The sequence below is a fragment of the Sphingobium sp. B2 genome (assembly GCF_007693735.1).
Lineage (GTDB): Bacteria > Pseudomonadota > Alphaproteobacteria > Sphingomonadales > Sphingomonadaceae > Sphingobium > Sphingobium xenophagum.
In genome coordinates this window covers 726,597-742,360 of sequence record NZ_VDBZ01000001.1, presented here as the reverse complement: position 1 = coordinate 742,360, position 15,764 = coordinate 726,597, and the positions used below count along the sequence as shown (strand labels likewise).

The 15,764-nt window shown below is 62.5% G+C and carries 9 protein-coding genes and 1 pseudogene; 5 read left to right on the top strand and 5 right to left on the bottom strand.

Annotation, left to right across the window (positions count from 1 at the left end):
• Window positions 1–101: 101 nt before the first annotated feature.
• Window positions 102–2,867: a bifunctional aconitate hydratase 2/2-methylisocitrate dehydratase gene (locus FE851_RS03700; protein ID WP_107125168.1), complete on the top strand. Its 2,766-nt coding sequence runs from the start codon at window positions 102–104 to the stop codon at window positions 2,865–2,867.
• Window positions 2,868–3,271: 404 nt separating this feature from the next.
• A complete protein-coding gene (gene acnA, locus FE851_RS03695; RefSeq protein WP_145199887.1) occupies window positions 3,272–5,941 on the top strand; it encodes an aconitate hydratase AcnA in 2,670 nt (889 codons plus the stop codon).
• A gap of 65 nt (window positions 5,942–6,006) precedes the next feature.
• On the opposite strand, the pseudogene FE851_RS03690 reads toward acnA, so the two are convergent.
• Window positions 6,007–7,756 (bottom strand): annotated as a pseudogene (locus tag FE851_RS03690) (M20/M25/M40 family metallo-hydrolase).
• A gap of 59 nt (window positions 7,757–7,815) precedes the next feature.
• On the bottom strand, window positions 7,816–8,472 hold the full coding sequence (locus tag FE851_RS03680; RefSeq protein ID WP_145199884.1) for a glutathione S-transferase: 657 nt from the start codon (window positions 8,470–8,472) through the stop codon (window positions 7,816–7,818).
• 124 nt (window positions 8,473–8,596) lie between these two features.
• Between FE851_RS03680 and FE851_RS03675 the strand changes: the two genes are divergently transcribed.
• On the top strand, window positions 8,597–9,820 hold the full coding sequence (locus FE851_RS03675; protein WP_019051756.1) for a polyhydroxyalkanoate depolymerase: 1,224 nt from the start codon (window positions 8,597–8,599) through the stop codon (window positions 9,818–9,820).
• 533 nt (window positions 9,821–10,353) lie between these two features.
• Here FE851_RS03675 and FE851_RS03665 read toward each other — a convergent pair.
• From FE851_RS03665 to FE851_RS03655, 3 genes are read right to left on the bottom strand one after another with little or no spacing between them, the layout of a single operon-like run.
• The gene (locus FE851_RS03665; protein ID WP_261370841.1) at window positions 10,354–11,694 is read right to left on the bottom strand and encodes an amidohydrolase family protein; all 1,341 of its coding nucleotides are present in this window, start codon (window positions 11,692–11,694) and stop codon (window positions 10,354–10,356) included.
• Complete coding sequence (locus FE851_RS03660; RefSeq protein ID WP_145199878.1) at window positions 11,691–13,076, bottom strand: amidohydrolase; 1,386 nt, start codon at window positions 13,074–13,076, stop codon at window positions 11,691–11,693. Before FE851_RS03660 ends, FE851_RS03665 begins: the two co-directional genes overlap by 4 nt.
• Window positions 13,073–14,596, bottom strand: a complete 1,524-nt coding sequence (locus tag FE851_RS03655; protein WP_145199875.1) for a peptide MFS transporter — start codon at window positions 14,594–14,596, stop codon at window positions 13,073–13,075. The genes FE851_RS03660 and FE851_RS03655 overlap by 4 nt, the downstream gene beginning before the upstream one ends.
• Window positions 14,597–14,733: 137 nt before the next feature.
• Here FE851_RS03655 and FE851_RS03650 point away from each other — a divergent pair, with 137 nt between their 5' ends.
• Both FE851_RS03650 and FE851_RS03645 read left to right on the top strand, forming a co-directional pair.
• Window positions 14,734–15,312 (top strand): nitroreductase, encoded by a 579-nt coding sequence (locus FE851_RS03650; RefSeq protein WP_145204082.1) that lies wholly within the window; start codon window positions 14,734–14,736, stop codon window positions 15,310–15,312.
• A 72-nt stretch (window positions 15,313–15,384) separates the two neighbouring features.
• The gene (locus tag FE851_RS03645) at window positions 15,385–15,729 is read left to right on the top strand and encodes a GntR family transcriptional regulator (protein WP_130752528.1); all 345 of its coding nucleotides are present in this window, start codon (window positions 15,385–15,387) and stop codon (window positions 15,727–15,729) included.
• Window positions 15,730–15,764: the final 35 nt, after the last annotated feature.

Sequence of the window (15,764 nt, the reverse complement as noted above, 5' to 3'; positions counted from 1 at the left end):
TCCGTTCTACTACCGGGGGGCCAACAGCTCCCCAGACCGGGCATAAGTCGGCAAGTGGCGCTGCGCGTCGAGTCCGTACACTTTATGACGTTGGGAAAGAGATGAGCATTTACCTGGATTATCTGGCCGAAATCGACAGCCGCAAGACACAGGGACTTGCGCCCAAGCCAATCGACGATGGCGTCTTGCTTGGCGAAATCATCACCATCATCCAGGACGCAGCAAGCGAACATCGCGCCGACGCGCTCAAATTCTTCATTTACAACACATTGCCCGGCACCACGAGCGCTGCTGCCGTCAAGGCTGCTTTCCTCAAGCAGATCATCCTTGGCGAAGTGACCGTGCCGGAAATCACCCCGGCCTTTGCGCTGGAACTGCTCAGCCACATGAAGGGTGGCCCTTCGATCAAGGTGCTGCTCGACATTGCGCTGGGCGATGATGCCACCATCGCGGCTCAGGCGGGCGACGTGCTCAAGACCCAGGTTTTCCTCTACGATGCTGACATGTTCCGCCTGCGTGACGCTTACGCGGCGGGCAACGCAGTCGCGAAGGATGTGCTGGAAAGCTACGCCAACGCCGAATTTTTCGTAAAGCTCCCTGATGTCGAGGGCGAGATCAAGGTCGTCACCTTCATCGCGGGCGAAGGCGATATTTCGACCGATCTTCTGTCGCCGGGCAATCAGGCGCATTCGCGTTCCGACCGCGAACTGCACGGCCAGTGCATGATCTCGCCGGATGCGCAGCAGCAGATCCAGGCGCTCAAGATCCAGCATCCCGACAAGCGCGTCATGCTGATCGCCGAAAAGGGCACGATGGGCGTCGGCTCCTCACGCATGTCGGGCGTCAACAATGTGGCGTTGTGGGCCGGCAAGCAGCAGAGCCCCTATGTGCCCTTCGTCAACTATGCCCCCGTCGTCGCGGGCACCAACGGCATTTCGCCCATCTTCGCGACCACCGTGGACGTGACCGGCGGCATCGGCATCAACCTTAAAAACTGGGTGAAGATGACCGGCCCGGATGGCAAGCCCATCCTCAATAATGACGGCAATCCGGTGCTGGAGGAAAAATTCTCCGTTGCGACTGGCACGGTGCTCAAAATCGACGTCAAGAACAAGAAGCTGACCGACGAAGCCGGCAACGAACTGGTCGATGTCGCGTCCGCCTTCACCCCGCAGAAGATGGAATTCATGAAGGCGGGCAGCAGCTACGCCATCGTGTTCGGCAAGAAGCTTCAGACCTTCGCTGCTGAAACGCTGGGCATCGAAGCCCCGCTCGTCTTCGCCCCGAACAAGGAAATCTCGGTCGAAGGCCAGGGCCTGACCGCCGTTGAAAAAATCTTCAACCGCAATGCCGTTGGCGTCACGCCGGGCAAGGTGCTGCACGCCGGTTCCGACGTGCGCGTCAAGGTGAACATCGTCGGGTCGCAGGACACGACCGGCCTCATGACCGCGCAGGAACTCGAAGCTATGGCGGCCACCGTCATCTCGCCGCTGGTCGACGGCGCTTATCAGTCGGGCTGTCACACCGCATCGGTCTGGGACAAGAAGGCGCAGGCCAATATTCCCAAGCTCATGTCCTTCATGAACAATTTCGGCCTCATCACCGCGCGCGACCCCAAGGGCCGCTATCATGCGATGACCGACGTCATTCACAAGGTTCTGAACGACATCACTGTCGATGACTGGGCCATCATCATCGGCGGCGACAGCCACACCCGTATGTCGAAGGGCGTGGCCTTTGGCGCGGACTCCGGCACTGTTGCCCTGGCTCTTGCCACCGGCGAAGCGACCATGCCGATCCCGCAGTCGGTCAAGGTCACCTTCAAGGGCAAGATGCAGCCCTATATGGACTTCCGCGACGTCGTCCACGCCACCCAGGCGCAGATGCTCGCCCAGTTCGGCGGCGAAAATGTGTTCCAGGGCCGCGTCATCGAAGTCCATATCGGTACGCTGCTGGCCGATCAGGCGTTCACCTTCACCGACTGGACGGCCGAAATGAAGGCCAAGGCGTCGATCTGCATCTCGCAGGACGAAACGCTGATCGAATCGCTGGAAATCGCCAAGTCGCGTATCCAGATCATGATCGACAAGGGCATGGAAAATGCCGCCGGCACGCTGCAGGGCCTGATCAACAAGGCGGATGCGCGCATCGCGGAAATCCGGTCGGGCGTGAAGCCCGCACTGGCCCCCGACCCCAACGCCAAATATTTCGCCGAGGTCGTGGTCGATCTGGACCTGATCAACGAACCGATGATCGCCGACCCTGACGTCAACAATGCGGACGTGTCGAAGCGCTACACCCACGACACCATCCGCCCGGTTTCCTATTATGGCGGCACCAAGAAGGTCGATCTGGGCTTCGTCGGGTCGTGCATGGTGCACAAGGGCGACATGAAAATCCTGGCCCAGATGCTCAAGAATATCGAGGCGAGCGAAGGCAAGGTCGAATTCAAGGCCCCGCTGGTCGTCGCCCCGCCGACCTATAATATCGTCGACGAGCTGAAGGCCGAAGGCGACTGGGACGTGCTCAAAAAATATGCCGGCTTCGAATTTGACGATGTCGCACCCAAGAGCGCTGCCCGCACCAGCTACGAAAATACGCTGTACCTTGAGCGCCCCGGCTGCAACCTGTGCATGGGCAATCAGGAAAAGGCCGCCAGGGGCGATACCGTCATGGCCACCTCCACCCGCCTGTTCCAGGGCCGCGTCGTAGAGGACACCGACGAGAAGAAGGGTGAATCGCTGCTGGCGTCCACCCCGGTCGTCGTTCTCTCCTCCATATTGGGCCGCACGCCCAGCATGGATGAGTATAAGAGCGCTGTCACCGGCATCGACCTGACCAAGTTCGCGCCGCCCGTCGCCCACTGATCGGGGGTCTGGCAGACAATCCTCCCCTGTAAGGGGAGGTGTCGGCACGAAGTGCTGACGGAGGGGTGTCACCCTAACGATAGGGCGACACCCCTCCGTCTGGCCTGCGGCCATCCACCTCCCCTTGCAGGGGAGGAAATATTTTGTTCGACACGCCAATGATGGCGAACCCGATAGTCTCACGTCGACAGCGGATACCCGACCTCAGCTGCCTCCCAAACATCTGCCTTGACCGACTTGGCAATTGACTTGGCACCGCTAGTTCCTATCTCCCTGCTACATCGGGACATACCTGCTTCGACCCATGGTTGGGGCGCCTCCTGCCCTCAGGCCGTCCGGCTTTTGGGCGGATCATGCGTCATCCTCCCGACCGGGCCGATGCTACCGCGAGGAGACGCATTTTCATGACCGCCATCGGACAGGACACATTGGGCACGCGCGACATTTTGCATGTCGAGGGCAAGGACATCGCCTTTTACTCGCTCAAAAAAGCGGCGGCGAAGCTGGGCGACGTGTCGCGCCTGCCCTTCTCGATGAAGGTGCTGCTCGAAAATCTGCTCCGCTTCGAAGATGGCGTCACCGTCACGATCGAGGATATTCAGGCCATCATCGACTGGCAGAAGGACAAGGGCAAGGCCGAGCGCGAAATTCAATATCGCCCAGCCCGCGTGCTGTTGCAGGATTTCACCGGCGTCCCCTGCGTCGTCGATCTCGCCGCCATGCGCGACGCGATGAATGCGCTGGGCGCCGACGCCAGCAAGATCAATCCGCAGGTGCCTGTCCACCTCGTCATCGACCACAGCGTCATGGTCGACGAATTCGGCACGCCCAAGGCGTTCGAACAGAATGTCGAGATTGAATATCAGCGCAATATGGAGCGCTACGACTTTCTGAAATGGGGCAGCAAGTCCCTCGCCAATTTCTACGCGGTCCCCCCCGGCACCGGCATCTGCCATCAGGTCAATCTGGAAAATATCGCGCAGGCCGTCTGGTCGTCCGTCGATGCGGACGGCAATATCGTCGCCTATCCCGACACCTGCGTCGGCACCGACAGCCACACCACCATGATCAACGGCCTTGGCGTGTTGGGCTGGGGCGTGGGCGGTATCGAGGCTGAGGCGGCGATGCTTGGCCAGCCTGTCTCCATGCTCATCCCCGAAGTCGTCGGCTTCAAGATGGTCGGCCAATTGAAGGAAGGCGTCACCGCCACCGATCTGGTGCTGACCTGCACCGAAATGCTGCGCAAGAAGGGCGTGGTTGGCCGCTTCGTCGAATATTTCGGCCCCGGCCTTGCCAGCCTGTCGCTCGCCGACCGCGCGACCCTTGCCAACATGGCGCCCGAATATGGCGCGACCTGCGGCTTCTTCGGCATCGATGACAAGACGCTCGACTATATGCGCCTGACCGGCCGCAGCGACGAAAATCTCGCGCTGGTCGAAGCATATGCGAAGGAACAGGGCTTCTGGATCGATCCGTCGGCTGAGCTGGTGTTTACCGATACGCTGGAACTGGACCTTGCCACCGTCGTCCCCAGCCTGGCCGGTCCCAAACGCCCGCAGGACCGCGTCTCGCTGCCGCAGGTCGATGATGTGTTCAACGCCGATCTCGCGAACGTCTACAAGAAAGCGCAGCAGCGCGTGGCCGTAGAGGGCAAGGATTTCGACATTGGCGACGGCGACGTGACCATCGCGGCGATCACCAGTTGCACCAACACGTCGAACCCCGGCGTCATGCTGGCCGCGGGCCTGGTCGCCAAGAAGGCGAACGAACTGGGCCTCAGGCCAAAGCCCTGGGTCAAGACCTCGCTCGCCCCCGGCAGTCAGGTTGTCACCGACTATCTGGAAAAGGCGGGCCTCCAGTCGCATCTCGACGCCATCGGCTTCAATCTGGTGGGCTATGGCTGCACCACCTGCATCGGCAATAGCGGCCCGCTGGCCCCGCCGATCAGCGCCGCGATCAACGACAATGGTCTGGTCGCTGCCGCCGTCATTTCGGGCAACCGCAATTTCGAAGGCCGCGTGTCGCCGGACGTGCGCGCCAACTTCCTGGCCTCTCCCCCGCTCGTCGTCGCCTATGCGCTCAAGGGCACGGTGATCGAGGATTTCATCACTACCCCGATCGGCGTCGGCAGCGCCGGGCAGGACGTCTATCTCAAAGACATCTGGCCCACCAATGACGACATCGCATCGACTATGGCGACCTGCGTGGACCGCGCCATGTTCCAGGCGCGCTACGCCAACGTCTATAAGGGCGACGCCCATTGGCAGGCGATCGACGTTACCGGATCGGACACATATCAGTGGCGTGCAGGCTCCACCTATGTCGCCAACCCGCCCTATTTCGAAGGGCTGAGCATGACCCCGGCCCCCGTCACCGACATTATCGAGGCCAAGCCGCTGGCTATATTCGGCGACTCCATCACCACCGACCATATCTCGCCCGCAGGCTCCATCAAGGCATCCTCGCCAGCAGGCAAGTGGCTGTCCGAGCATCAGGTCGCGCAGGCCGATTTCAACAGCTATGGCGCGCGGCGCGGCCATCATGAAGTCATGATGCGCGGCACCTTCGCCAATATCCGCATCAAGAATCTGATGCTGGACGGCGTCGAGGGGGGCATGACCCGCTACAAGGGCGAAACCCTGCCCATTTATGACGCGGCGATGAAGCATAAGGCGGACGGCACTCCCCTGGTCGTCATCGGCGGCAAGGAATATGGCACCGGATCGTCACGCGACTGGGCGGCCAAGGGCACCAATCTGCTGGGGGTTCGCGCGGTCATCGTCGAAAGCTTCGAACGCATCCACCGCTCCAATCTGGTTGGCATGGGCGTGCTGCCGCTTCAGTTCAAAAATGGCGACACGCGCGACACGCTGGGCCTTACCGGTGACGAAAGCTTCACCATCACCGGCGTTGGGAAGCTCAAGCCCCGTCAGGATGTCGAAGTCGCCGTGACCCGTGCCGATGGCTCGACCTTCACCTTCACCGCGCTCTGCCGGATCGACACGGTCAACGAACTGGAATATTTCCTGAACGGCGGCATCCTGCAATATGTGCTGCGAAAGCTGGCTGCCTGACCGGCTGACTGCCTGACACCTCCATCCCGCGCCGATATTTCGGCCGGGATGCGCGGTTTTCAGGCTCAGGGCCGTGCGGTGGCGCTTGCGTCCCGCACCGACTTGAACTCGGACCCCGGCTTCCATTGCGGCCAGCGGGTCGACGTCGCAAGGTCTTGGCCGATCGCCAGCATCAGGTCCACATCCTGCGCCGCGCCGTCCAGTTTCCATGTCGCGTCGACTGCATCACACGCCTGATGGTAGCATTGGCCGGTATAGGCATCGACCCAGGCCTGTCCCGCCGCCCGACCGCCCTCGACCAGATCGGACGCGCCCGCAATCCCCATCATCAGCAGCACCGGCACGCCCCGCTTGGCCATGGAGAAATGATCGGCACGGTAGAACAGCCCGCGTTCGGGCAGGCTTTCGGGCGTCACGACCCGGCCCTGCGCAGCGGCAGCCTTGGCCAGGTCATCCTCCAGCGTCCCCTGCCCCTTGCCCACCAGAATGACGTCCTTCGCCTTGCCAGCGGTCTGGAGAATGTCGATCGTCAGGTTGGCGACGGTTTTGTCGAGCGGCCAGACCGGGTTCTGGGCATAATGTTCCGAACCCAGCAGCCCCCGCTCCTCCGCCGTCCAGGCCGCGAACAGGATGCTGCGGTCCGGCGCGGGGCCAGCCTTGAAGGCGCGGGCAATCTCGAACAGGCCGGCGATGCCCAGCGCATCGTCATTGGCCCCGGCGCGATAGATCCGCCCCTGTGCGTCGGGCGCACCCTTGCCATAGGCATCCCAGTGCGCGCCGTACATGACCGTTTCGTCAGGCCGTTTGGCACCGGGAATGCGGGCAAGGACATTGGCGCTCTTGATGACGTCCTGCGTCACGGGGAAAGCGGCGGAAAAGCTGGCCCCCTTCAACTCCACGGGCCGAAAGCCTTTCGACCGCGCCTTCGCGCGCAAGCCTGCAAGGTCCAGACCCGCGCCTGCAAACAGCCTGGCTGCTGCCCCGCCCTCGATCCAGCCCTGTAGCTGGAGGCTGGTCAGCTTGTCGGGGGCGCGGACCAGATCATAATTTTCGCCGCCCGGACTGACGACCACATTCCAGCCATAGCCAGCGCCGGGCGTGTCATGCACGATCAGCGCGCCAACTGCGCCGCGCCGGGCCGCTTCCTCGAACTTGTAGGTCCAGCGGCCATAATAGGTCATTGTCCGGTCGCCGAACTTGCCGGCTGCGTCATCGCCCTTCGCCGCTTCGAAATCCGGATCGCTGATCAGAAAGACGGCGTCCTTGCCTTTCAGGTCCTGTCTCTTATACACATCTAGATGTGTATAAGAGACAGTCATCGCCCTTCGCCGCGTCGAAATCCGGATCGTTGATCAGAACGACGGCGACCTTGCCTTGCAGGTCCGCGCCCTTGAAATCATCCCAGCCGCGTTCCGGGGCAGAGACGCCATAGCCAACGAACAGCAATGGCGCGCTGCTGATCGCAACCTTGTCGCGCGGCTGGAGGGTGGAAAGATAGACGTCCTTCCCCGCGGTCCATGCCGTCGTGGCGCTTCCCTGCCTGACGCCCAGCACCTCCGCCTGGCCCAGCCGGGTGTGGAGCAGAGGCACGCTCTGCACCCATTGCCCATCCGGCCCGCCCGGCTCCAGCCCCAGCGCCTGAAAGCGGCCGACCAGATAGCCGATCGTGCGCTCCTCCCCAACGGTGCCGGGGGCGCGGCCTTCGAACAGGTCGGACGCCAGAACGCGGACCGATTGTTCGAGTTGCTGCGGCGCGACCGTCTGGGCGTGAGCGGGAAGGGCGAGGAGGCCAAGAGCCAGTAATGCACGGGTCATGGCACAGGCTTACCCGCTACCAGCCCTAAGCGAAAGGCCAGTGACGGGCGAAAGGACTGTCAGAATTCGATGTCGAGTTCTTCCATCTCGTCCGGTTCGATCCGCGCTTCGTCAATCCATTCGCGCATGATGTCCCACCCGTTGATCGTCTGGCAATAGGCCGCCGCCTTCATGGACACCGGCACGGCATAGGTCAGGAACCGTTCGGCCACCGGCGCGAACATCGCGTCGGCGACAGTCGGCTTGTCACCGAACAGCCATGGCCCGCCATAGCTGTCCAGACATTCGGCCCAGATCGTCTCGATCCGTTCGATGTCGGGCTTGGCGCCCGGAAAGATCGGGAATTTGGCGTGGCGGACCTTCAGGTTCATCGGCAGGGCGGAGCGCAGATTGGCGAAACCGGAATGAATTTCCCCCGACACCGACCGGCAATGGGCGCGGGCGATCCGGTCGGCGGGATACATGCCTGCATCGGGATATAATTCATGCAGATATTCCGCGATCGCGAGCGTGTCCCACACGCTCGCCCCTTCATGGGTCAGGCGCGGCACCAGTACGGATGGCGAGAGCAGCAGCAATTCCGCGCGATTTTCCGGATCATCAAGCGCGACCAGCTTTTCCTCGACCTTCAGGCCCGCAATCCGGCAGAGCAGCCAGCCGCGCAGCGACCAGGACGAGTAATTTTTACTGGATAGAGTGAGCTCAGCAACGGGCATGACATTCCCTCCGGTCGGCCTTAACCTACATTTATGATGATGCGGTGCAACATATAATCCGTGTATAGCGTTTTATACCAGAACCGATTCGGATGGACGGATTAAACAAGGCGCGCTTATAATCATGCGGATGCTATACAGTGGTTATCAGGCGTGGAACGATATGCTGGCGCCGGCACGCTTCGGGGCGCAGGTTGCGCTGGGGATGCGCGACAAATTGGGGCCGATGGCCGACTGGGCCATGCCTCGGCGCATGTTCGCGCTGATGGACGTGTTTCAGGGCGCGCGGGTTACGCACAAGCGGCCGCCCTACGCCATTACGTCGGTACGCAGCGGCAATGCCGATGTCGCGGTGCGCGAAGAGATCGTCCTCGACCTGCCCTTTGGCGACCTGCTGCACTTCGTGAAGGATGAGGTAGACACCGCCCAGCCGCGCGTGCTGGTGGTGGCGCCGATGTCGGGTCATTTCTCCACCTTGCTGCGCAGTACTGTGGAGACCCTGCTGCGGGACCATGACGTCTATATTACCGACTGGAAAAATGCCCGCGACGTGCCGCTGGCGGCGGGGCGTTTCGGCTTTGAGGATTATGTCGATTATATAATCCGCTTTTTCCAGACGATGGGGCCCGGCGCGCATCTGCTGTCGGTATGCCAGCCCTGCGTTCCCGCGCTGGCGGCGGTGGCAGTCATGGCGGAGGATAAAGACCCCGCGACCCCCAAGTCGATGACGCTGATGGGCGGGCCGATCGACACGCGAGTCGCGCCCACTGTGGTCAATGATCTGGCCAACGACAAGCCGATCGACTGGTTCGAGAAGAATCTGATCTCCATCGTCCCCTTCCGCTATGCCGGGCGCGGTCGCGAAGTCTATCCCGGCTTCGTGCAACTTTCCGCCTTCATGGCGATGAACATGGAACGGCACGGATCGCAGCATCGCGAACTCTATCAGCTTCTGGCCGACGGCAAGACGGTCGAGGCGGACAAGATCAAGAGTTTCTACGAGGAATATTTCGCGGTCCTGGACATGACCAAGGAATTTTACCTGGAGACGGTCGATCTGGTGTTCCAGCGCACCTTGCTGGCCAAGGGCGAATTGATGCACCGTGGCCGTCCCGTCAATCCGGGCGCGATCCGCAAGACCGCCCTGCTGACGGTCGAGGGCGAGAAGGACGATGTCTGCGCCGTGGGCCAGACGGCGGCGGCCCATGCGCTCTGCACCGGCCTTCGTCCGCACCTCAAGCGCCACCATTTGCAACCGGGCGTTGGCCATTATGGCGTCTTTTCCGGCAGCAAATGGGAAAAGCAGGTCTATCCGCAGGTGCGGAACATGATCCTGTCTATGAACTGACGGCCGCGTAACCGGCAAGCGTTGAATAGGAAATGCGGGGCTTAGCTTCGCATATTTCCCGACAATCATGATATTTTCGTGCGCAACGCGGACAGGATGTTACGCATCCTGCCATGGCTGGCGCATGCGAAACTTCGCAAACTTCGCCCATATCGCTTATGGAAAATTCGGGTGACGTTTGCCGGTCGGCCATGCGGTGCGCGCGGCGGATATGGCGTGTGAACGATGGGAAGGAGCCGGGCGCGCTTATAGCAGGCGGGGCAGGTGTAGGACAGCGAGCGTCCTCCCCCCTTTTTCCAACTGCGGCATAGCGCGCGATGGCTTGACGGTTTTTCTCCACTTCCGTTCGTTTCGAGCGAAGTCGAGAAACACCGAGCAGGTTTCTCGACTTCGCTCGAAACGAACGGGGCCGGGTTGGGGCGGGTATAGGACAGTGAGCGTTCTCCCCCCTCTTCCAACTTCGCCTAACCTCACTGCGTTCAGTAAGGCTCCGTATCCTTCTCCCCCGTGGGGAGAAGGATACGGACGCGGCCCTACCATTCATATGCCTTGGGCAGCGCGCCCTCCTGCGGCGTCGCATAGCGGTCGCGCAGCTTTGTCTGGCGGTTGTCGATGGGTTGCGGCACGCCGTCGATCCACACCGCGATTGGCGCGGATGTCATTTCCAGCGGATCGCCATCCCACAGGACGACATCCCCTGCCCGCCCCGGCTTCAGTGAGCCGATCCGGTCGCCCAGCCCCATCGCTTCGGCCGGGGCGCTGCTGATGGTGCGGAGCGCCTGCCCCCAACTGAGGCCCGTGGCGCCCGGCACCTTGTTCAGCGCCACCATATTGCCCGCCTGCTGGGTCGCGAGGCGCAGTTGCAGCCCCTCGTCCCGGTCCATCAGCCCCATGGAGACGATGACGCCTGCCTTCACCATCCGCCCGACATTGCTCTGGGTCGCGGCCAGCTTTTCAAAGCTGGAGGGCAGGTCGTCGAGGCCGCCCGCGATCACCGGCACCTTGGCCGCCGCGATTTGCGGCGCGACGATCCAGCCATCGGCAGCGCCCGCGATGATGAGTTTGAGCGCAGGAAAATCCTGACGCAGCGACAGGACGGTCACTATGTCGCGCGCGCTTTCGACATGGACCATCAGCGGCATCGCCCCGGTGACGACGGGCACCAGCGCCTGCGCATCGACCCGGTTGAGCAGCGCATCCTTCGAGCGCCCGTCATAGCTGGCAGGCGCCTTGGCAAACTCCTGCGCCTCGCGCAGCATCGTCTTGAAGGTCAGGATAGCGGCGGGACGGCTGCCGCCCGCATCCTTGGCCCCCTCCTCACCCAGTTCGACATATTGGAAGGCGCGCGCCCTGGTGATGGGGTTCATGTCCGCGCCAAGGTCCACCACCGCGCCCTGCCCGGCGAAAATACCGATGCCGGTCGACGGGACGACGACGGCGCGGGTAATGCCCGCGGTGCGGCTGATCGCGATCGGGTTGGCGAGCGGGTTGATCGCCGGAGCGACGTCGATCGCGGCGGAAAAGGGCGACCGCGCGCTGGCGTCATTGGTTTCGTTGACCGCAGGCACCTCTACCAGACCGACGCGCGAGTATCCCGATACCAGACCCGGCGTCACCCATTTGCCGCCCGCGTCGATGGCCTTGATGCCCGGCGGAATGGCAATGCCCGCGCCAGCGGCCGTCACCTTGCCGGCGCTGATCAGGACAGTACCGTTGCGAATGGGCTCAGAGCCATCGCCAATGGCGAGGGTCGCGCCGGTGATGGCGAGGGACTGGGCAAGCGCGGGGGTAGAGAGCAGCGCAAGAGCCACGAAGGCTGCGCGAGCGCTTCTCGACTTCGCTCGAAGCGAACGGATGTTGGATGCCTTCATCATTTCACGTCTCCCGCGCCGATCTGGCCGAGTTCAAAATCGCTGACCGGGCGCAGTTTGGGATTGGCGCTGTCATAGAGCAGCGCCCCATCGATCCACACCTTCTCCGGCCTTGTATAGGTGCTGAACGGGTTGCCGTTCCACAGCACCACGTCCGCCATCTTGCCGACCTTCAGACTGCCGGTCTGATCGGCAATCCCCATCGCCCGCGCGGGGTTGATGGCGAGCCAGGTCCACGCCACCTCGTCAGCGATGTCGATGCCCATCCGGCGGCCAGCCCCCAGCGCCTTGGCCGCCTCCTGATTGAGCCGCTGTATGCCATTTTCATCATCGCTATGGACGATGGTGCAGGCGCCTGCCCGGTGGACCAGCGGGATATTCTCCTTGATCCCGTCATAGGCTTCCATCTTGAAGCCATACCAGTCGCCCCACAGCGCCGCGCAAATGCCATTGTCGCGCAGCAGGTCGGCAATCTTGTACGCTTCGACCGCATGGTGAAATGCCGTGACCTTGTACCCGAACTCCTTGCTCATATCGATGACATTGGCCATTTCGTCGGCGCGGTAGCAGTGGTTATGGACCAGGATCTTGCCTTCCAGCACATCAGCCAGCGTTTCCATGCCAAGGTCACGGGTCTGATCTTTTCCGGCGGCGCGCTTCTTCTGATATTCGCGTGCCTTGATCCAGGTCTGGCGATTGACCGCCATATTGCCCATGCGGGTGGAAGGCTCCCGCCCCTTCGAGCCATAAACCCGCTTGGGATTTTCGCCGCACGCCATTTTTAGGCCATAGGGCGCACCGGGGAATTTCATCCCCTGCATCGTGCGGGCGGGGACGTTTTTCAGCGTGACGCTGCGCCCACCGAACAGATTGGCCGATCCGGGCAGGATTTGCAGGCTGGTGACACCGCCATTGGCCAGTGCCCGGCCAAAGCCCGCATCCTGCGGCCAGATACTATGTTCGGCCCATACATGGGCAGTGACCGGCGACGTCGCTTCATTGCCGTCGGACAGCGCATCCACGCTGGGGCTGGGATAATCGCCCAGATGGCTGTGTATGTCGATGACGCCAGGCGTCACATATTTGCCGGTGCCGTCGAACAGGGCGATGTCGGCAGGGATTGGCGTGTCGGGCCCGCCGATCGCGGTCACCTTACCATCGGACAGGAAGATGACGCCATTGTCGATCCGGCCCCCCTCCCCGTCGAAAATGGTCGCGCCCCTGATCGCCGTGGCGACGCCGGGATAGGCCCTGTAGGTCGAGGGATAGGGGTTGTCCGGCTCGGCCGAACTGCCCTGTGTCGGGGCGGGCGCGTCCCTGTCCTTCTTCGCACCGGCTGGAGTAGCCGCGCTGGCGAGCAGCGCGGCGATCAGGATCAACCTCATGGACGTTCCTCCGCGCCAATCGTGTCGAGATGCATCAGCCGCGTGATCATTGGCGAAACCAGCAATACGATCACGCCGACCCCGATCGAAAACCAGCCGATGCGACTATAGACGTCCAGCACCTGCGCCACGCCGTTTGCATCGCCGCTGCCGGTCGCGCGGGCGATCAGGCCAGCGATGAAATTGCCCGCCGCCATGGCCAGGAACCATGTGCCCATCACCAGCCCGACCATATTGGGCACCGACAGCCGCGTCATCGCCGACAGGCCGACGGGGGAGAAGCATAGCTCCGCCATGGTGTGGAACAGGTAGATGAGGATGACGAACAACAGCGGGGTCAGATCCTGCCCCGCCATCGCCGCGCCCGCCACCAGCACCAGAAAGCCCGCGCCGCACAATATGAGGCCGATGCCGAATTTGGCGGGGGATGAGGGTTCGAGGCGGCGCTTGTCGAGGAAGGTCCACAGCACGGCGAACAAGGGCGCCAGCAGGATGATGAAGATGGAATTGACCGACTGGAACATCGACGCGGGAATATCCCATCCCAGCACGGTGCGGTCGACATTGCGATCGGTAAAGATGTTGAGCGACGATCCGGTCTGTTCAAACAGACCCCAGAATAGCGGGTTGAGCGCGATCAGGAACAGGGCGGCGAACATGCGGTCGCGATCGACCTTGCCCAGCGTGCCGAGCGTGCGCCAGACGATGTAGATGACCGTCAGCGCCGCGAAGGCGAGCAGCGCATAGCCCAGCAATTCGGCATAGCGGATGACGAACCAGATCGCGACGACGCCCAATATCGCGCCCAGATAGATGGTCCATTCCTGACTGACGCCTGCAACCGCTGGCGCGCGCAATTGCTGCGGCGCGGGCGGCTCCCCCTTGCCCAGCAGCCAGGGGGTCAGCCAGACGAACATTACAAGACCCAGCAACATGCCGACCCCGGCCGCGCCAAAGCCCCAGCCCCAGCCCATCGTTTCCCCCAGCAGGCCGCAGACCAGCGGGCCGATCGCCCCACCCGCATTGATGCCCATGTAGAAAATGGAGAAGGCCGGATCGCGGCGGGCGTCATCGCGCGGATAGAGTTCGCCCACCAGCACGGAGATATTGGCCTTCAGAAAGCCGGTGCCGACGATGATGCTGGCCAGCGCCAGATAGAAGCCGTTGAGATAGACCGGGTCTTGCCCCCCCGGCCCCTCCGTCACCGCGATCAGGAAATGGCCAAAGGCGATGAACAGTCCGCCCGCGAACACCGCCTTGCGCGGCCCCAGGAAACGGTCGGCCAGATAGCCGCCGATCACCGGGGTGATATAGACCAGCGAGGTATAGGCTCCGTAGAGCAGATAGGCCCTGTCCTCCCCGAACAGGAAATGTTTGGTGAGGTAGAAGATCAGGATGGCGCGCATCCCATAGTAGGAAAAACGCTCCCACATCTCCGCGAAAAACAGCAGGAACAGGCCGCGCGGATGGCCAAGCCAGGTCTTGCCCGCTGCCGCCGCGCCAGAAATTGAGGTCGCCATCAGCTACCCTTGTCTTTTATGTGTGCCGGTCCGCCGAACGGGGACCAGAGGATGGCGCGAGACTAGAGCCTATTTCGCATCTGTCAAAAGCGCAGGCGGCCCTTGCGTCAAAGCGGGTGCCGCGCCATCTGGATGCGATGTTCAATGACCGCTCGACCCCGCTCACCCTGCTCCAGACCCGCCGATCGGGCAAACCGCGCGACCTGATCGCGCCCGGCCCGGACGATGCGCAACTGCGCCAGATATTGGAGGTGGCGATCCGCACGCCCGACCATGGCAAGCTGGCGCCATGGCGTTTCGTCATCGTGCCGCTGGAAAAGCGCGCGGCGCTGGCCGACCTGCTCGAAGCCGCCTATCGCGCCGAAAAGCCCGATGCCGGTCGGCTGGAGATCGAGGCGATGCACCAGTTCGCGCATCAGGCGCCGACATTGGTGGTCGCCCTGTCCGCCCCGGTCGTAGGCAGCAAGATACCGGCCTGGGAACAGATATTGTCGGTGGGCGCGGCGGTCATGAACCTGCTCAATGCGACCCATGCGCTGGGCTTTGCCGGGGGCTGGCTGACCGGATGGCCGACCTATAATGACAATGTGCGCGCGGCCTTTGGCAAGGATGGCGAAAGCATCGCCGGATTCATATTCATCGGGACGCCCGGCAAGCAGCAGGAAGAGCGGCCAAGGCCAGATTATGACGACATCATATCGATCTGGGACAGATAGTTACGCAAACGACCCGATTCAGCGCAAGCAACTGGCTTGCGCGCATCGCTGTATTATGGCACTGATGCAGTTATGGCCGACGATTCCAAACCCGTCTATCTCCGCCTGCGAGAGATAATTGCCGCATCCATATTGGACGGTGAATTTAGCGATGGCGACATGCTGCCATCCGTCCGCGCCTTTGCCGCGCAGCAGGGGGCCAATCCGCTGACGGTCGCCAAGGCCTATCAAAGCTTTCAGGATGATGGGCTGGTCGTGGTCAAGCGTGGCGTCGGCATGTTCGTCGCCGATGGCGCAACCCGCCGCCTGCGCGTGGCGGAGCGGGCCTATTTTCTGGAAACCGTCTGGCCCCCGGTCGCGGCGCAGATCCGGCGGCTGGGCCTGCGGGTCGAGGAACTGGACGCGCAGAAGGCGTAAGCGGGCCGCGCGCTTTTCCTGTCGTTCCGGGCCCA